Annotated in this window: 18 protein-coding genes and 2 pseudogenes; 10 read left to right on the top strand and 10 right to left on the bottom strand. The window is 67.4% G+C overall.

All coding sequences use genetic code 11. The features are described from left to right. The first annotated feature begins 95 nt into the window (after positions 1 to 95). A complete protein-coding gene (locus tag AB0F98_RS15650) occupies positions 96 to 926 on the top strand; it encodes an RNA methyltransferase (RefSeq protein WP_357734943.1) in 831 nt (276 codons plus the stop codon). A gap of 375 nt (positions 927 to 1,301) precedes the next feature. On the opposite strand, the gene AB0F98_RS15655 is transcribed toward AB0F98_RS15650, so the two are convergent. From AB0F98_RS15655 to AB0F98_RS15665, 3 genes are all read right to left on the bottom strand, one after another. Continuing rightward, positions 1,302 to 1,772 (bottom strand): UPF0158 family protein, encoded by a 471-nt coding sequence (locus tag AB0F98_RS15655; RefSeq protein ID WP_357734946.1) that lies wholly within the window; start codon positions 1,770 to 1,772, stop codon positions 1,302 to 1,304. Positions 1,773 to 1,844: 72 nt separating this feature from the next. After that, positions 1,845 to 2,171 carry a hypothetical protein gene (locus tag AB0F98_RS15660; RefSeq protein WP_357734949.1) on the bottom strand — a complete coding sequence of 109 codons (327 nt, stop codon included), beginning with the start codon at positions 2,169 to 2,171 and terminating at the stop codon, positions 1,845 to 1,847. A gap of 10 nt (positions 2,172 to 2,181) precedes the next feature. Then, positions 2,182 to 3,423 (bottom strand): transposase, encoded by a 1,242-nt coding sequence (locus AB0F98_RS15665; protein WP_357734952.1) that lies wholly within the window; start codon positions 3,421 to 3,423, stop codon positions 2,182 to 2,184. A 16-nt stretch (positions 3,424 to 3,439) separates the two neighbouring features. Here AB0F98_RS15665 and tnpA point away from each other — a divergent pair, with 16 nt between their 5' ends. After that, positions 3,440 to 3,856 carry an IS200/IS605 family transposase gene (tnpA, locus tag AB0F98_RS15670; protein ID WP_357734955.1) on the top strand — a complete coding sequence of 139 codons (417 nt, stop codon included), beginning with the start codon at positions 3,440 to 3,442 and terminating at the stop codon, positions 3,854 to 3,856. Between the two features lie 207 nt (positions 3,857 to 4,063). Here tnpA and AB0F98_RS15675 read toward each other — a convergent pair whose 3' ends face one another. Continuing rightward, positions 4,064 to 4,678 (bottom strand): alpha/beta hydrolase, encoded by a 615-nt coding sequence (locus AB0F98_RS15675; protein WP_357734958.1) that lies wholly within the window; start codon positions 4,676 to 4,678, stop codon positions 4,064 to 4,066. A gap of 485 nt (positions 4,679 to 5,163) precedes the next feature. Next, a complete protein-coding gene (locus tag AB0F98_RS15680) occupies positions 5,164 to 5,499 on the bottom strand; it encodes a hypothetical protein (RefSeq protein WP_357734961.1) in 336 nt (111 codons plus the stop codon). A gap of 211 nt (positions 5,500 to 5,710) precedes the next feature. Here AB0F98_RS15680 and AB0F98_RS15685 point away from each other — a divergent pair, with 211 nt between their 5' ends. After that, positions 5,711 to 6,733, top strand: coding sequence for a hypothetical protein (locus AB0F98_RS15685; protein WP_357734964.1), 1,023 nt, complete (start codon positions 5,711 to 5,713; stop codon positions 6,731 to 6,733). A 105-nt stretch (positions 6,734 to 6,838) separates the two neighbouring features. Here the strand turns inward: AB0F98_RS15685 and AB0F98_RS15690 are convergent, their stop codons facing one another. Together AB0F98_RS15690 and AB0F98_RS15695 are read right to left on the bottom strand one after the other, a co-directional pair. Then, the gene (locus AB0F98_RS15690; protein WP_357734967.1) at positions 6,839 to 7,306 is read right to left on the bottom strand and encodes a hypothetical protein; all 468 of its coding nucleotides are present in this window, start codon (positions 7,304 to 7,306) and stop codon (positions 6,839 to 6,841) included. A gap of 171 nt (positions 7,307 to 7,477) precedes the next feature. Further along, on the bottom strand, positions 7,478 to 8,224 hold the full coding sequence (locus tag AB0F98_RS15695; RefSeq protein ID WP_357734970.1) for a hypothetical protein: 747 nt from the start codon (positions 8,222 to 8,224) through the stop codon (positions 7,478 to 7,480). A gap of 345 nt (positions 8,225 to 8,569) precedes the next feature. On the opposite strand from AB0F98_RS15695, the pseudogene AB0F98_RS15700 reads away from it, so the two are divergent. Next, positions 8,570 to 9,554, top strand: a pseudogene (locus AB0F98_RS15700) (zinc-binding dehydrogenase). Between the two features lie 272 nt (positions 9,555 to 9,826). Then, positions 9,827 to 11,113 carry a hypothetical protein gene (locus tag AB0F98_RS15705; RefSeq protein ID WP_357734973.1) on the top strand — a complete coding sequence of 429 codons (1,287 nt, stop codon included), beginning with the start codon at positions 9,827 to 9,829 and terminating at the stop codon, positions 11,111 to 11,113. 123 nt (positions 11,114 to 11,236) lie between these two features. On the opposite strand, the pseudogene AB0F98_RS15710 reads toward AB0F98_RS15705, so the two are convergent. After that, a pseudogene (locus tag AB0F98_RS15710) lies at positions 11,237 to 11,873 on the bottom strand (IS5 family transposase); the annotation flags it as partial. 163 nt (positions 11,874 to 12,036) lie between these two features. On the opposite strand from AB0F98_RS15710, the gene AB0F98_RS15715 reads away from it, so the two are divergent. After that, positions 12,037 to 12,684, top strand: a complete 648-nt coding sequence (locus AB0F98_RS15715) for a hypothetical protein (protein WP_357734976.1) — start codon at positions 12,037 to 12,039, stop codon at positions 12,682 to 12,684. Positions 12,685 to 12,696: 12 nt separating this feature from the next. Then, on the top strand, positions 12,697 to 13,371 hold the full coding sequence (locus AB0F98_RS15720) for a uridylate kinase (protein ID WP_357734979.1): 675 nt from the start codon (positions 12,697 to 12,699) through the stop codon (positions 13,369 to 13,371). Positions 13,372 to 13,599: 228 nt separating this feature from the next. Here the strand turns inward: AB0F98_RS15720 and AB0F98_RS15725 are convergent, their stop codons facing one another. After that, entirely contained in the window at positions 13,600 to 14,466 is an 867-nt protein-coding gene (locus AB0F98_RS15725) for an aldo/keto reductase family oxidoreductase (RefSeq protein WP_357734982.1), read from the bottom strand. A 142-nt stretch (positions 14,467 to 14,608) separates the two neighbouring features. On the opposite strand from AB0F98_RS15725, the gene AB0F98_RS15730 reads away from it, so the two are divergent. Next, the gene (locus AB0F98_RS15730) at positions 14,609 to 15,052 is read left to right on the top strand and encodes a helix-turn-helix domain-containing protein (protein ID WP_357734985.1); all 444 of its coding nucleotides are present in this window, start codon (positions 14,609 to 14,611) and stop codon (positions 15,050 to 15,052) included. 46 nt (positions 15,053 to 15,098) lie between these two features. On the opposite strand, the gene AB0F98_RS15735 is transcribed toward AB0F98_RS15730, so the two are convergent. Next, positions 15,099 to 16,076 (bottom strand): hypothetical protein, encoded by a 978-nt coding sequence (locus AB0F98_RS15735; RefSeq protein ID WP_357734988.1) that lies wholly within the window; start codon positions 16,074 to 16,076, stop codon positions 15,099 to 15,101. Between the two features lie 471 nt (positions 16,077 to 16,547). Here AB0F98_RS15735 and AB0F98_RS15740 point away from each other — a divergent pair, with 471 nt between their 5' ends. Together AB0F98_RS15740 and AB0F98_RS15745 are read left to right on the top strand one after the other, a co-directional pair. Continuing rightward, entirely contained in the window at positions 16,548 to 17,072 is a 525-nt protein-coding gene (locus tag AB0F98_RS15740) for a YfbM family protein (RefSeq protein WP_357735692.1), read from the top strand. 318 nt (positions 17,073 to 17,390) lie between these two features. After that, a complete protein-coding gene (locus AB0F98_RS15745; protein WP_357734991.1) occupies positions 17,391 to 17,738 on the top strand; it encodes a hypothetical protein in 348 nt (115 codons plus the stop codon). Positions 17,739 to 17,842 lie beyond the last annotated feature (104 nt).

Below are 17,842 nucleotides of genomic sequence, written 5' to 3' on the forward strand. Positions count from 1 at the left end.
GCGTGGCGGATCCCGGCCGGCACCCAGCACAGCGCCCCGAGACCGGTGAAGTGTGGCAGGCAGGGCATGGGCGGGCTACGTGCGACGGAGGCGGGTTGGCAGTGGTTCTGCGAGTGAGTGGCCGCAATGCGCGGTTCCAGCAATGGAAAGCTCTCCTCGGCAATCGGACCAAGCGGCAGCGACGCGGCGAGTTCCTCGTGCAGGGCGTACGCCCGATCACCATGGCCGCCGAACACGGCTGGACTATCCGGCAGCTGCTCTACGACACCAGCGCTCAGCTGTCCGGCTGGGCACGCGAGGCCCTGGACACAGTCCGGGCCGAGAAGTTCGCCGTCTCGCGTGAACTGATGCACGAGCTGGGAGGTAAGGCAGACACGGTTCCAGAGCTGCTGGCCGTGGTCGCGTTGCCGGAGGACAACCTGCGCCGTATCCCGGTCGGTCCGACCATGCTCACCGTCGTGTTCGATCGACCCACCAGCCCCGGCAATATCGGGACCCTCGTTCGGTCGGCGGACGCCTTCGGTGCCAGCGGCGTCATCGTCACCGGCCACGCCGCCGACGCGTACGACCCGAAGGCGGTCCGGGCGAGCACCGGCTCGCTGTTCGCCTTGCCCGTGGTCCGGGTGCCCTCCCACCAGGCCGTTCTATCCTGGGTCGCCGACGTCCGCGCCGACGGCGTCGGCATCGGCATCGTGGGAACCGATGAGCGCGGCATCCTGGACGCCGCCGAGTACGACTTCACACAACCCACCCTGACGTTGATCGGCAACGAGACCACCGGCCTCAGCTCCGGCTGGCGGGAGGCATGCGACCAGCTCGTCCGGATCCCCATGTTCGGGTCCGCCAGCTCCCTGAACGCGGCGACCGCCGCGACTGTCGTGCTGTACGAATCGGCACGCCAGCGGGCCGCCGCCGCCCTGCGGTAGCGCACTGATCACAGGCGGCCGCTCCGCGGCTATCCGCCACCATCCCGCTGCCTGACCCGCAGCGCCCGTCTGCGCACAGGCGCCGCAGCCGGACACCACACGGGCGCGGGCGGACGTCGTCCTCGCCGTGATCGTGCCAGGCGGATCCGGCGACCACCCGAATGCCGGTCATGGCGCCGTACGCGCAGATCGCCGATGGCAGCCGCTCCGCCAGGACCTCCGGCCGCATCGCAACGACTCCTAACCGACTCCAAGGCATGAAACGCTGCGGACTGGCGGACGGCACTCGGCCAGCGCGGATTTCGGCATGAGCGTGCGACCAGCGGCAGATCTGCGCGTTCGTGGTGCAGGAAGTCACGCGGCGCGGACGCCATCTCAGGAAAGGTCGGGATCTGGGTGCTCGGCGATGAAACGCTCGCCCGTTTCGTCATCGACCAGCGCGTTGTCGACCAGCCATTCAACAGCCCGCCGCTGCGCGCGCACGTTGCGGAAGGCGCGCCACGCTGGCAGTAGGTGCGGATACTCCTCGTGCAACTCGTTCTTGAACCGGCGGAAGGCGCCCTTGCCCTGGATCGCACGGGCGAGTCTCCGACCGGCCGCCGCGTCACTGATCCTCTCAGCAAAGTCGGCCATATCCTGGTACCAGACGTACGACGGCAGCGGATCAATACCGACCAGGTCGAGGTCGTCAAGGTCGACGGGCGCGTGCCCGTCGATGCCGCCGTCCGTCGTCCAGAACGCGATCTCGCCGGTTTCCGCGTTAATCAACCATCGGTGCTCGTAGTCGGTCTGGTCCTCGAGCGCGGTGGCGAGCCCCTCCAGGTCTAGCTTGCCCAGGTCAAGCATTCGGCAACCATAAACCCGCTCCTGCCCCCGTTGCGACCCACGACCAGCGGCAGATGAGTGCGCGTCCTCGCGTTACTGAACCAAGCGCCGAACCTCGGTCCGGGCACCGGGTACTTCGTCGCTCCGAACGGTGCGCTTGGTCGCCTCGAGATGCTCGACGCGATCGTCTGCCGCTTGCGCTGGCCCGGCCAATTCTCCGCGCCCGAAGACGCCCTCCATCGCATCCAGCGTCGGCTTGATCAGGTTGTCGAGGTCCCACACCTCGTCGGCGTTGCGCGCTTCAGGCGTACGAAACTGGACGAGAACCGAGAAGCGCTCAGCCCACGGACCAAGCCAGTAGTGGTGAATGCCTCGCGGACCGTGGCCTTCCACGCGGGCTCGGCTGCCGACGATTGACATCCTCTCCGCCCTAAAGGACGGAGATTCCCTCCACGCTGCGCGTGGACTGCGCGGCGTCCGGGTGGGTTACCGCTTCTCTGCGCGCTGCCGGCACGGATGCCGGTCTTACGTGCGCTCCACGGTCGTTTGAGTTGTCCGCCTGCCCGGCGGCCAACACGTTCAATGCCGCATTCACGTCCCGGTCGTGGGCTGCTCCGCACCGGCAGTCCCACGCTCGGACGTTGAGCGTCATCTTCCCGCTGATGCGGCCACATGCCGAGCACATCCGGGTGGACGGGAACCATCTGTCCACCCGGGCGAACGTACGCCCGTAACGGGCGGCCTTGTACTCCAGCATCGCGGTGAAGCTGGCCCACCCGGCGTCGTGCACCGATTTGGCGAGCCTGGTCCGGCCGAGACCGGCAACGCACAGGTCCTCGACGTAGATCGCTTGATTCTCACGAACAATCGTCGTGGACAGCTTGTGCTGCCAGTCCCGCCGGGTGTCGGCCACCCGGGCGTGGGCGCGGGCGACCTTGACGACGGCCTTCTTGCGTCTGTTCGAGCCTTTCTGCTTGCGGGAGAGGGCCTGCTGCAACCGCTTGAGCTTGCGGGCCGCGCGGCGCAGGAACTTCGGCGCCGTGATCTTCGTGCCGTCCGAGAGCACCGCGAAGTGCGTCAGCCCCAGATCGATGCCAACCTCCGAGGCCGACTCGGGCAGCGCCTGGCCCGTGATCTGCACGACGAACGAGGCGAAGTACCTGCCGGCCGCGTCCCGGATGATCGCCACCGACGACGGGTCCGACGGCAAAGATCGGGACCACCGCACGTCCAGGTCGCCGACCTTCGGCAGACGCAGACGGCCGTTGTCGAGAACCTTGAACCGGGAGTTCTTGGTGAACCGGATGGCCTGCCGGTTGTCCTTGCGCGACCGGAACCGGGGCGGGGCGACCTTGCGGCCCTTGCGCTTGCCAGTAACCGAGGCGAAGAAGTTGCGGTACGCGGTGTTCAGATCCGCGAGGGCCTGCTGCAACACGACTGAGGACACCCCGCCCAGCCACGCCCGTTCCGGGCTCGTCTTGGCCAGCGTGATGACCCGCTTGGACAACTCGGTGTCCGAGACGTACTTCTCACCCGCTTCGCGTGCCTGCTGGCGCAGGCGCAGCCCGTCGTTGAACACCACCCGCGCGCACCCGAACGCCTGCGCCAGCGCGGTGCGCTGGGCGGCGTCCGGGTAGACCCGGTAGTTGTAACGGAGCTGCACGACCGCCACGTTATCATGTTGGTCTATGGCTGAACGTCAAAGGATACGCACGGGCAGACACTGCGTTTTCGCGATGCACGTCCACTTGGTCTTCGTCACGAAGTTCCGGCACAACGTATTCACCGACCGGCACCTGACCCGAATGGAGGCGATCATGCGGGACGTGTGCGCCGACTTCGAGGCCGAACTGGTCGAGTTCAACGGCGAGAACAACCACATACACCTGCTGGTCAACTACCCGCCCAAAGTCGCGGTCGCCCGGCTGGTCAACTCCCTCAAAGGCGTCTCCTCGCGCCGCCTACGGCAGGAGTTCCCCGACCTCGCACACCACTACTACCAGACCAACAAACTGTGGTCAGGCTCGTACTACGCAGGCTCCGCCGGTGGTCCACCGCTGAACGCCGTAAAACAGTACATCGAGCAGCAGAACCATCCCGGTTAAAGCACTGCCCGGGCCTCACCGCCCTCCCAGCGCGGGCCTCCACCCCCGGCCTGAAGGCCCGAGCACTGGCCCGCATTCCAGTAGCTCGCCGGCGGGCCCACAACCTCCACGATGACGAGCGTCTCGAACCTCGTGAGAAACCATGGTGGTCACCGCAGCCGCTGCAACGAAAGGCTCCCGCCCTCGTTTCGGCACGAGCGTGCGTGGTCAGCCGGTTGGCGAGCACCATCCATCGGCCATGGCGATGATGCGAGCGGTCACCGTGTCCGGATCCACGAGTTGATGCAGGTGAAGCCCTGGAACATGATCGAAGTCCCAGCCGCGTTCCCGTGCGTCCTGCGCGGCTTGTTCGTACGGCGGACCGAACAGCAGATACCCACATGGTGCGTTGTCCCAGCCGTCCGGAACGGGAACCTTCTCCTCGTAGTAGCTGAACGGCAGGCGCGGCTGCTCGGCCGAGACAACACGTCGGGTCTGCGGATCCGGAAACATCGGCGCGACATCGGACTCGTCCCACCACGCCGTCCATTGCGGCAGCCTGCCAACGGTCGCTTTGGGCCGCAGAAAATCCAGCAGCTCGGGCGGTGCCACCGCCGTCGGCCCGCTGCGAGCGGGCAACGCCGCGTCGACGAACATACAGCCGGCCACCGGACGCCGGGCAGCCTCGACGATGACCGGGACGAAGAGACCGGCGTTGCTGTGCGCGACCAAGACGACCGGGATGCCCAGCGGCAATTGGCCGGTGGATCTGCCGACGGTCTCTGCGACGGACGGCCAGAACGGCGGTCCCGCATCCGCAACGCGGAGCAGTGGGGGCACCACCGTAACCGCACCCGAACTCTTCAGCCTCGTCGCGACAGGCGCCCAAGTCAGAGGACCCACCGATGGGCTGTGCACAAGAACAAATGCGACATCCACCGGCTCACCTTGCCTGACGTCGCCTGCTGGCCGCCACCCCATCCGTCACGCCAACGGCGAACACGGCACCCGTAGATCCGCACGCTCACGCATCACCGGCCACCGCGCGCTCATCGCAGATCCGAAGGGCCGCCCGGGGGCCTCACCTGAACTTCGTCCATTGCCCTTCGGAGACCACCTCGACGGAGCCGTCGGCGACCTTGATGGCCGCCTGTTCGTCGATGGCATAGGCCGGCACGCCGAGGTCAGCGGCCCACCGCTACGCGTCAGCGACGGTGTTCTCTGGGAAAGCGTCCAGGTGCGGGAAGATCGAGAAGTCGACGACTCCCAGAGTGCGGTCGTCCGGCGCGGACGGCCACTCGACGAAGTCCTTCCGATCTGGGGCATCATCACCATGCTCCCGCACTCACGCCCACCCAGACCATGTCGGGCAGCGAAGGCAGCAGATCGACCAGCCCGGACACTCGCATCCAATGGCACAGATATGTCGCGTCGCCGCCGTCGACCAGGAGCACGTCGGCCTCCCAGATCCGGCGGACCCATCGCTCCACCCCGATGATGGGCAACGCGGTGAGTTCCAGCACGCCCAACGACTTCCAGCCCAGGTCGCACATGGGTGGCGGGCTCCGGCCTGCGGTGAATCGCCAGGCCGAGGTGGGGGTGCACATGGGGTGCCCGTACGCCGCTGCGGGAATGCAGAGGGCATTGACGTTGCCGAGCGGCATGTCCGGACACTCCGAGGGCCGCTGGGCGGTCACGCTCCGCAGCGCGCGAATCGCGACAGAAGCGGATACCGCCGACCGGTCGTAGTCATGGTTGGGTGCGCCCTGGACCGCGACTCGGTACCGATGTAGTCGTTTTGATGGGTCAGCATTCTGCACTGCCCCGGGGGAACGTGGTCTCAGGTCGGTCGATCCGGATGGGAGGATGGTGTCGATGACTGACGAGGACGTGGCGTGGTACCGGCGGCTGCTCGAAGCGAAGCCGGATCTGGTCGACTTCGTGGGGTGCTGGACGGTTATCCAGCCATTGACCAAGCCGGTCACCGTGTCGGAGGCGGCCCGCCGGCTCGGCGGGGACCCGGCCGACATCGAGCAACTTACCGGGTGGGACTTCGAGGAACCTCTCGGGACGGTGCACCTACACCAGGTGGGGCCCGCCGTGGTCATGGTCCAGACCGCGGGCTGCGAGGGCGTCCGCGATGAGGCTCTGCGGTGGTTGTCCGACGGCGCCGCGGTGCACAGCTCTTGGTGGGGCGCAGCCAACGGGCGCAGTTTCCTATGCTACGCCGCCTTCGGCAAGGTGCTGACCCGGCTCGAGAGCCTCGACGACGACCAGCCCGCCGGCGCGCAACCTACGGCCCTCGACGAGGATCGCGCCCCGCTGCGCGACGACCTGGACTACCCCGCCCAGCTGGCGTTCGTCGAGCGGCGCACCGGCATCCGGCTGGACCCTGCCTGGTTGGACCAGCCACACCCGACGGTGGCGCTGCGCACGCCAATCCCCGACGATCCACGTCCACCGGGCATGTTCGGCGAGGCGGACCCGGACCTGGCGGCCATGCTCCTGCTGGCCGACGAGTCGACGCGGCGCGCCGCGCTGCGCTGGGTGCTCGACCTGCTCGCCGATGAGCAAGACCTGCGCAGCGAGTCAGCAGTCTACGCCGTGCTCGACGCATTGCCGCACGGCTGGCCGAGCAGCGAGGACCTGTCACGCCAATTGCACGCCCTGCGGGTGCGGCTGACGCAGGACGTCAACGCCAGCCCCGGAGGGTCGCCGGAGCGCTGGCGGCGGTATTACCGCATGCGCGCCGGCGAAGCCGTCGCCGCGACAATCGCCGCCTTGCCCGGCCGGTCGTACCCAACGGACACCTTGTGGTACGCCCAACAGGCGTTTCAACAGCGGTGGCCAGCCATCCGCGCGGAATTGTGGAAGCGGGCACGGCATCAGCGCCGGTAACCGGCCGCCCGCATGACAAGCTGAATCATCGTGACCGAGAGTGGCAATCGGTAGGCGGCATGAGAGTGTGTCTGATCAAGTTTGGACCGAGAGCGGCCTCTGGGATTAGTAGTGGGCAAGGATCTGCGCCACCGGATAACCAAGAACAGCGGACACCGCCGCGAGTTCCTGCGCATCAAGCTCGTACTTGGCGCGCATCGGATTCATGGCGCTCACCTCGAATCGCGCGAAACCGACTGGCCAGTCGTAGTGAAGGGCGTCCAGCGAAACCATCGCCTCGCAGCAGGGAACCGTCGCGTCTAGCTCATTGAAGCTCACGCCGTTTTGCTCGATCAGGTCGAAGAACCACTCCACATTGATGTCGCTGCCGCAGTGCGGACATGTGACACGGGTGGTGTTCTCCCCCGCGTCGATCAGCGTGACTTGGTCGTAGAACTCATACTCGACGTGCTCGACATCGTCGCCCGGCCCCGAAAAGAGCCGGGCGACGTATGCCGTAGCTGCGGTGGCCGCCTCGGGGGCCGGTTGCCACCGCAGGTCGGTCGGAATCAAGCGGATGTACCCGTCGCTCACGGCGCTCATGATGCCTGATGCAGTTGATCAACCCGCGGTAGCTACCGACGGCGAGGTGAGCACGCACGATCAGCGGCAGATGCGTGCACTCGGTCCTGGGTAAACCGCCGACCAGCGATACGCGCCAATCCTCCCGGGTGAGCTGCGCTCAGACCGGAAGGACCTTGTTGGCTAGCCGTTGAACTGTTCCCATTCGAGGCGAGAGCGTAGGGGCCGCAGCGCTGAACTTTGCCGGCTGCCGACGCTCAGCCAGATACCACGCTCGCCGTGGTCCGCGGCCATGGCGACCAGTCCGGGAGCCACCCAATGGCGCGTCGGGTCGCCAGGTACACGCATCGGTTGCAGCGGGACGGGAACCAGATCTTTGACGAACCGGTCCAGGACCTCCGTGGTGACCGCGGCGAAGCCGGTGAACGGTGACGTGCTCGCCGCTTCGTTGAGGGCGAACTGGAGCAGGAAGCCGCTGAGGCGTTCCCGCTCGCGTAGCCGCTCCGGGCCGCCGTCGTACCAAACGACGGGATCGTCGTCGGTAGGGTCGATCAACGCCACCCAGACGCCCTGATTTTCGGCCGCGAAGACCACCAGCGGCTCGTCTTCCGCGTAATCGATCTCGTCGAGCGGCTCGATGAAGTCCTGCTGGCCGAGGATCTCCTCGCGGCCGGCGGCGATGTCGTGGAAGGCCAGCAGCGGGGCCGGAAGTTTCATGGCCGCGTGCCAGGGTGTGGCCGGTCGCACCGGCACGTCGGCGTACCACGCGGTCAGAAAGGAACGCAGTGCCCGGGTCGGGTCCTGCGCCACATCGTCTAGCCAGTCGATACCGGGTACCGTCGGCGTCGGGACGACCGACCGTCCTTCGATCATCGGATGAGTATAGAAGCCCGGGTCGAACCCAATATGTGCGCTGGCACTGGGCAACACACCGTTACAGGGGCGTCCGCCATACCGACCTCGCTAACCGTAACCGGGCTGTCCTCCTATCGGCCCAGCGGCGGGCGGATCTTGGACTGTTCGGCCGAATAGCTGCGGCCTGCCGAGTCCAGGGTTGACCACCGCCAAACCGTCGCCGCAATCGGCAGACGCACTTCGGCGGTGACGCGCACCAATCTCGGCATGTCCGGACACTCCGAGGGCTGCTGGGTGGTCACGCTCCGCGGCGCGCGGATCGCGGCAGATGCGCGCACCTGATGATCACACCCATTGGCTTCAACCATGCTTCAACTTGCACCGTAGTGCGGACGCTGTCTCACGCGGAGGGTGCCAAGCATGCGGGCAATTCAGATTCCCTCGTTCGGCGGTCCGGAGGTGCTGTCCCCTGCGGAGCTGCCCGACCCGGCACCCGGCTCCGGCCGGGTTGTCGTCGGCATGGCCGCCGCGGACGTCATTTTCCTCGACACCTTGCTAGGCAGCGGCTGGGGTTAAGACTTCTTCCCGCGGACGTTGCCGCAGGTGCCAGGTGGCGGCGGAGCGGGCTCTGCGGTGCAGATTGGCGAAGGAGTCGACCCGGCATGGATTGGCCGGGCTGTGGTCGCCCGGACCGACGGCGGTTACGCCGAACAGGTCGTCGCGGACGTCGCGGAGACCATGCCGGTGCCCGGACGGGCTGGCCATCGAGGCGGCGGCGGCGCTGGTGCACGACGGCGTGACCACGCTTAGCTTGGACCGATTGGGCGCGTGGGAGAAGGGAGAAAGGGTGCAGGTCTTGGCGGCGGCCGGCGGCGCCGGATCGCTGTTGATACATGGCCGTTGAGGCCGGCGCCCGAGTGCTGGCCGTCGCACCCAGCGACGCCAAACTGGCACTGGCTCGCGAACTGGGCGCAGAGGTTGCCGTCGACTACACGCGGTCGGATTGGATCGACCGGGTGCGTGAGGCGACCGGTGGCGGGGGCCACTCTGGTATACGACGGGGCAGGTGGCCCACTCACACGGCGGCCTTCGACGCGATGGCCGACGGCGGACGGTACGTCACCTAGGGCACCGCCGACGGTTTCGCCGCCCCGGACCCTGAGTCGGCCGCGCGCCGAGGCATACAGGTATTCACTCCGCTGCTCGACGGTCCGTCGGGCCGGGCCGGGAGACCGTGCGCGAACTGCTAGGCCTGGCACTGCAACGGGCCGCGGAAGGACGATTGCGGCCGGCGTTCGGAGCCACCTACCCGCTGCAGCGGCCCGCTGACACCCACCGCGCGCTGGCCGCACGCACGACGGTAGGCAAGTCACTGTTGCTGGTCGGCGACCGAGCGGCCAGCTGACTTAACCGTCGACGCCGACGGAACGGCGAACCGACGTCACTACGTCAGCAATGGCCTTCTACTCCGGCCACGGACTCAACGCGGTCTAGGCGTATGCCCGCCATCCGCATCCTGACACGGCTACGCACCGAGCGTGCGGTCGTCCTGCGTCAACCAATTGGGGGCGGCACCGATGTAACGGTGGCCATGATTGTGGCGCTCTCACGCAGGGATGTTGACCATCCCGAGGACCGGGCCGCTGGCCCGGTCGATCCCTTCGACGTTAGGACCTGATGTCTGTTCATCTCCGCCCCATCCGGCGGCGCCTCCTCCCCAGCAGTCTCGTGGTCGGCGCGCTTGCCGGGCTCGGTGCCGGCCTGCTACCCACCGCCCCGGCCGGCGCCGCTCCCTCCCGGGCAGACCTGGTGGTCGCCGCCTCCGTCGCTCCCGTCGAGGTGCCCGCCAGCGGTGGTTGGTCGGTCCTGAGCCTCGACGTGCGCAACTCCGGCACGAAGACGAGCCAGGACGTGACCGTGGCGTTCACGCTTCCAGCCGGAGCCTGGTTCTCCACTGACGGGTTCGTGGTTCCGCCGAGCTGGCACTGCGACCTGGAGGGCGCCGCAACCTGCACCCACGCTCCGCTGGCTGTCGGGGAAATCGCCGACCTGCTGAGCATCCCGTTTGGAATCCCGGCCGGGACCGCCGGCGACACGCTGACCGTCACCGCCACGGCGTCGGCCGGCACGGAATCGTCGATCACCAACAACACCGGCCAGGCACACGTGCGTTACGTGCCCAGCACAGTGGATCTGGAGATCGTGCCCGCTGCGACCAACCAGCAACTACTCCCGAACGAGTATGTGAATCTTTCCTCGTCGGTCCGGAACACCGGGAACTCTCCCTCGGGTGAGGTGACCGTCACCATCCCGGTGCCCACCGGGTTACAGGGCTCGGAGACGTCGAGTGAGGGGTGGGACTGCGCGTTCGGCGACGGCGTGGCCGACGGCCGGACTGGCTGGCGCTGCATCCACGGCCCGCTGCAGCCGGGCCAGACGAGTGAGGAGCTGTACTACGGCGGACTCCTCACCGCCACCACCGTCGGCGACGTCGTGACAGTGGAGGCGACCGCGGCGACGACGGCGCTGGAAACTACCACCGAGAACAACACTGCCCGGCACACCCTCACGGTCGAGCAGGGGGCCATCGTCCACGGCACCGTCTGGGTGGACGGCAACAACAACCGGGTATGGGACGCGTGCGAGGTGGGCGCCCCGGTCGGCCCCGAGGGGATCGACCGCATCAGCGTGCTGCCGGCCCCCGGCCAGTCCGGCTCCGGCGGGCTGACCACCGTCAACCCCGACGGCACCTTCACTGCCTACGTTCGTTCAGGCACCTACCGCGTGGAGTTTCACGTAAACCACCCGCACGACTTCATCGACTCGGTCGACTCGGACCTCGTCTACTACTCGAACGAGACCGGTGGCGCCAACTACGGCTACACCGACTGGGTCACCGTAGCTACGGGTGATGAGGTGACGTTGGACGCGGGCGTCCGGTCACGCTTCATTCAAACCTGCTGACACTCCTCGGCGCCGTTCCGGCGGCTCCGGGCGGTCCGGTCTCGCGGCCGGGCCGCCCGGATCGCATCGGCGGCTCACGGCACACCGTGCTCGCTGAGCACGGGTCATGCACGGTGAACTGGCAAGCCCAGAACCGTGTGGGACGCCGCGTCGGGCGATGACGGGTGTGATGCCGCGCGTTCGTAGCTCGTGGCGGTAGGTGTCGAAGTCGTAGCCGCGATCTGCGTAGATCCGGTCGGACCGTTGCCGGGGCCTGCCTCGGATGCCCTTGATCCGCGGGATCTTGTAGACCAGGGGCAGTAGTTGGGTGACGTCGTGGCGGTTGCCTGCGGTCAGGCTCGCGGCGAGGGGAATGCCGCCCGCGTGATGACGTGGTGTTTCGAGCCTGGCTTGCGGCGGTCGACCGGGCTCGGACCGGTTTTGGGCCGCCTCTGAGGGCCCGGATGTGGGAACCGTCGATCACCGCCCGGGACACGTCGAGCTGGTCGGCCGCTCTCAGCTTGCCGAGCAGTACTTCGTGCAGTCGTTGCCACACGCCCGCGTCGTTCCAGTCCCGCAACCTGCGCCAGCACGTCATGCCTGAACCGAACCCAAGCTCCTGGGGCAGGTACTCCCACGAGATCGCGGTGTAGAGCACGAACAGGACCCCGCACAACACCTTGCGGTCATCGAGAGGCTTACGGCCCGGGAACATCGTCCGACGCGGTGGTCGGGGTGGAAACAGCGGTGCGATCTCGCCCCAGAGCTCGTCCGAGACGATCCGCGGCGGCCGCTCACCCCTCCTCACGTTCAGACAGAACGACCCCTCACATCCCGAAGACACGCCCAACAGATTGCCTACGCTCTACGCCATGAGGTCGGAGGAAATGGGCCCACACGGGGAGACGCTCAGCCGGCTGGGCCGAGAGGCCAATCATCGAGACGTGGAACAGGCGTTTGTCGCGGCGGGATGGACCGCGTGCGGCGCCGGCGACTGGGCGATCGCGCTGCGCTCGCCGGACGGCACGGCGGCCGCGCGCATCAGCCCGTTCGACCCAACCGGCCCATACTCCGCTGCGCTGTACCGGAAGGCCGCGCACACCCGCCAGGTCCCAGCACTGTTCGCGCACCGCCGTCTGACCGGCGGCGGCGATGTTCAGGTTCTGGAATGGCTTCAACCCGTCCCCGAGGACGAAGCCGTCGCATTCCACCGGGCGGTCGCCGAGAAGGCCCCCGAAGTTGCCGATCTCGTTGATATCGTGCGCCGTGTCCACGAACAGGCTCGGCGGGAGCTCCCGTGGTGCGGACCGCTGGACCACAATCCGGCCAACGTCATGCACGCCACGGATGGGCGACTCGTCGTCGTCGACCTGTTCTACGCCGACGGCCCGAACCTCTACGCGACCGCGGCCACGAATCCCGACCTCGTGGTCGCGCTGATCCCGGAAGCCGAGCGCCGATTCATGACCGAGATCCCGTTGGCCGCCTCCGGGCCGTGGGAGCTGGCGGCACGGGAGTCGATGCGCGCCGGACTCGCGGCAGCCGACGCGCGCAAAGCCGCGAAATCGACACGGCGACCTTCGCGAGACTAGAACAGGCAGGACATGGACCAAGGCACCCGCGACGAGGTGCTCGGCCATTTGGCTGAGGCAGTCGGGTCCGTCGCAGTCGCACATCCAACGCGGGTTGCCATCGACGGACCGCCCGCGGCAGGCAAGACCACGCTCGCCGACGAACTGGCCGTCGTCCTACGCACACAGGGCCGCGACGTCATCCGCGCGACGATCGACGACTTCCTTTTTCCCCGGGCACAGCGTTATCCGCGCGGCGAGTACTCGGCCGAAGGCTGCTACTTCGACGCCCACGATTACGACGCGCTGAACCGGGTTCTGCTCGATCCGCTCGGCCCGGGCGGAGATCGACGCTTCCAACCCGCGGTCTACGACCACACCGCGGATACTGTGCTGTCCCCGCCGGTCACGACCGCCCCAGCCGACGCCGTGCTGATCTTCGACGGCGTCTTCCTCATGCGCCCCGAACTGATTGATCGGTGGGACCTGCGCATCTTCGTATCGACCGCGCTCGAGACGACCGTGAATCGTGCCGTGATCCGAGAGCGCCAGGTGTCATCTCGGGCCGAAGTCGAACGGCGGTGGCGCCGGCGTTACATCCCCTCCCAGCAGCTCTACTTCGCTACGGTCCGCCCTACCGATCATGTCGACATCATCGTGCACAACGACGAGCCCCAGCAGCCGGCCTGGGAAACCCCGACACACTGATCGGACTCATCTCGGCTACTTGTTTCATTCACCGGCGACCGTGGCCCGGCCAGGCTCCGGTAGAGGCGAGCTGCCATCTGGCCCGTCGGCTTCAACTAGGAGCATGATCTGGTCCTCGGGCGGCGAGTACCCTGTGCCGTCATCATCCGAAGGGGGCCGGGACATCGGGTGTAACTGATCTCCGGTGACTCGGTCGAACGTGGCAAACCCAAGCCGGCGGACGTTCCGCTAACGGCCGATCTTGTCCAGCTCGGCTCGGTCGTCGTCGGAGAGGGAAAGTCCCGCGCCCGCGATGTTCTCGCGCAGGTGTGCCGTGGACGAGGTGCCGGGGATCAGCAGGATGTTCGGTGAGCGCTGCAGCAGCCAGGCCAGGGCGACAGACATCGGTGTCGCCTCCAGCCGGGCGGCTACGGTCGACAGCGCCGAGGACTGCAGCGGGCTGAAGCCGCCGAGCGGGAAGAACGGCACGTAGGCGATGCCTTGGTCAGCGAGCGCGTCGATCAGCTCGTCGTCCTGCCGGTGCGCGAGGTTGTACATGTTCTGCACGCACACGATCGGCGCGATCGTCTGCGCCTCGGCGACCTGTTCCGGCGTCGCGTTGCTCAGTCCGAGGTGCCGGATCAGACCCTGCTGCTGGAGCTCGACGAGTGTCTCGAGCGCCTCGGCGACTGAACCGGGCTGGGGTCCCTCGGCATTGCCGAGCCGGAGGTTGACCAGGTCGAGCGCGTGGAGACCGAGGTTGTCGAGGTTCTCGTGCACAGCGCGGCGCAGGCTTTCCGGGTCACGGGCCGGGGGCCAGCCGCCCTGCTGGTCGCGGTTCGCGCCGACCTTGGTCACGATGTGCAGCGACTCGGGGTACGGGTGCAGTGCCTCCCGGATCAGCTGGTTGGTGACATGCGGCCCGTAGGCGTCGGCGGTGTCGATGTGGGTGATGCCGAGTGCGACGGCCTCGCGGAGGACGGCGAGTGCGCCGTCGTGGTCGGCCGGCGGTCCCATGACCCAGGGGCCGGCGAGCTGCATGGCGCCATAGCCGAACCGGGTGACGGTCAGGTCTCCCAGCGTCCAGGTTCCGCCGGGCAGGGAAGTGGAGGCCATGCTCATACCTCTGGCTTTCTGTGTCGCGCTGAGCGGTTCTGATGCATCGCGGATGCCTGCTCCACTATCAGGGTGTAACTTCCTCGCGGGAAGTAGGCACCTGAAGGTGCGTAACTTCCCCAGCGGTGGAAGGAGCGGTTCGATGGCAACGACGACAGCGCAGCAGAAGCGGGCACAGGCCAAGCTGGAGTACGACGCTTTCCTGGCCCAGTGCCCCAGTCGCAAGCTGCTCGACCGAATCTCGGACAAGTGGGTCACGTTGGTTGTGGCCGCGTTACGCACCGACGGCTCGCATCAGTTCGGCGCCGACTGCGCCGGTGAACCCCGGCCGATGCGGTACTCGGAGCTGTCGCGCCTGCTGGCCGGCGTCAGCCAGAAGATGCTGACTCAGACGCTGCGCTCCCTGGAACGCGACGGTCTGATCACCCGCACCGTGGTGCCGACCGTGCCCGTCACGGTCACCTACGAGCTGACCGACCTCGGCCTCTCCCTGCACCAGATGCTGCGCGGCTTGAAGGACTGGGCCGAGACGCACATGGACGACGTGCTCGCCAACCGCGCGACGTACGACAGCCACGTCGCCTGAGCCCGGCAGACACGACGTCACCCCAGCCCCGCTACCTCAAATCGAGTTACTGCATGATTGTGACCGGTGGGTGATCCTGCGAGGCGGTGCACCGGTAGACCTGGAGGGTGTAGCCACGACCAATTTCCACCTGTGTCGGGCTGCGGTCGACCGACTCCTCCTCCGTGAGGGGACGCCAGCTGCGGCTGTCGCCGTCCCATTCGTCGCTGGGGATGGTGAGAAGAGGTTCCAGCGGAGCGCCGCAGCACCGGAGCTCATCAGGGCCCGCCGGGCTCCGGAAGGTGAAGGAGGCGGACCAGCCACCGATCTTCCAACCGGGAGCGATGGACAGGTCACCTCGGTAACCCGGTTGTTTCTCGTCCGGTGACTGCAGGAGCTTTCTCTCGCGGGAAATGATGCGTTCCGCCAGCTCGTCATCGAGCTCGTGAAAAGCCGGGTACTCGATGACCTGCTCTGGGTACAGAACGCAAGGTTCCGGCACGTAACAGCCCTGACCGACGAAGGTCGGCTCGGGCGGGTCCATCAGCAGGTCCCGCACGCTTGTGGACCGCCGCCACCGTAGGTGCACCGCCGACCGCGCATCCATGATCTCGTCGAACGGGCACCACAGCACCTGAAGCATGTCGGCGCCATCGGGACAGGGCAGATCAGGGACGTCCCGGGCGTAGAGCTGCGCCAGCGGGATGAGCGGCAGCGGCTGCCTTGGCAGCAGCGCCGGGTCGTAACCGGCATCGATGCGGTCCACGACCTCCTTCTCATCGGCGGTGAGCAGATTCGTTCCCGGCGGTCTGGGCCGCCGCCACGCCGTGGCGAGGATGCGTCGACGCGTGCGGACGTCCTCCAACGTCGTCAACTCGTACGGCTCGTGCTCGTCGCTGCAGGTCGGCCAGGCCTCGCCTACCGGCCACAGCAACGGCCCACCCACCGAGCTGTCATGCACGGTCGGCTCTCCCGGGCGGGGATGAAGTCGGGTGGCGGTCCTGGACATCCCTGCCAGTTCCGGAAACAACGAGACCACATCCAACGGACGCGGTGGGGTCGTGGGCGTCATGATCTCTCCCCTCCTGATCAACGGCCTGCATCCAACCACGTGGCGCTGACAGCCGAGGAGCCGTCACAGAGGCCGCCGGTCATCCCGTCAGATCTTCTGTGACTGCTGTTCGGCGCGACGAGAGGCTCCACCTCGCCGTAGGGCGCGGGTTGCCGCTACCGGCTGCCACCCCATGGCATCAGGCGCCCATCACCCATCAGGCGCGGAACAGGCGTCCGCTGATCGGCGGGGCGGACGTTCACCGAAGGCGGCCCGGCAACGTGTGGGGACGGCGGCGGGGCCACGCTCGAATCGGAGCTGGCCAGCCTTGATCACGGTCCCAGTTGTCGTCTGCGGAGGTGAATGCTGCGGTGCACCACTCAGTCGGCAGCAGAACAGGTCGCCGCCAGGTCGCCCGCGGTCGCGGGGACTGTCGTAGTCGTTATCTAGGCTGACGCCGTGAGCATGAACGGCAACTGGCTGCGCGTTTCCCCGGACGAACTGGAACGCGCCAAGACCGACCTCGGCTGGGCCTACGAGATCGCCATGACGGCGCGCGACGACAACTCCGAACGCTGGACCGCCACCGACAAGGCATGGAACGGCCTCGATTTTCTACTCGACCGCCTCGGCTTCGAGATTCCGCTGGTGCTGGGAGCGGAGAGCTTCGTGGAGCTGCCGGACGTCGAACCCGACAGCGACGAGATGTTCGACTTCCTGGAGAACCTCGAAGACGACTGGGGCTACGGGCCACCCTCCTACCTGACACCGGCCCAGGTAGCCACCGCGGCGTCGCAACTGGCCACGCTCACCGAAGACGACCTCATCCGCGGCGTCGACCCGCAGGAGTTGAACCGGGCCGAGGTCTACCCCGGGACCTGGGAAAGACCGGGCGAGCTGGCTTGGGTGGCCCACTACCTGCCCGACGTCCGAAGCTTCTTCGCCGCAGCCGCCAAGGAGGGCGACGCAGTCATCTGCTGGCTCGACTGATCCGCACGGCTCAGCCCACCGAAGTACTGCGGGGAAGGTGGGAGCGGCGTCCGCGGCCGCCCCCGGAGTACGTACTCACACCCCCGGTTCAGGAGCGCTACCTGCCCTAAGTAATCAACCGCCGAGCGTGACGCCTTACTCACCGGGCACGGGAGGACAGCGGCATGACAGCGCATGTGATCTTGGGACAGCAGTACCGGGTGGCGCCGCGCCCGGCGGACCACATGGCACGGCCGCTTCTGCCAGCATCCGGCGGGTGCACAGGCTGATGATGCTCCTTCCCGTGATGACCGCTGCGGCTACGGTGACGCGACCGAGATGGGAGCCACCGAACAGTTCACCCAGAGCGGCGTCAGCGTGGAGCCGACGGTCAAGGCCGGCCAGGTTGTCACCGCACGGACGGTAACCGGCACGTACGAGGCACGGCGCGGAGATGTCGTCCTGATTCCACTCCCCCCGGCGGCGCTCACGGCCATACGTGCCTCACCCGGCGCCCGCGGCTACTACGACCAAGTCCGCGCCCGCGGGGTCGGCCACCGCGCCGCGCTGCGCCAGCTCGGCAACCGACTCGTCGGCGTGCTCGGCAGCTGCCTGAGGACGAAGACCAGCTACGACGAAGAGACCGCCTGGCCCACCCTCACCAAGCGCCTCGGATACGTCTGTTAGCGGCCGACCGAAATTCTCCAGTGGCCGCTGCCCGGGAGCGACCCGACCGCGCGACTACGAGCGTGAATATCCGGTGTGCGATGAGCCTTCCCGCCGGGCACGCG

The organism is Micromonospora sp. NPDC023737 (assembly GCF_040639715.1).
GTDB lineage: Bacteria > Actinomycetota > Actinomycetes > Mycobacteriales > Micromonosporaceae > Micromonospora.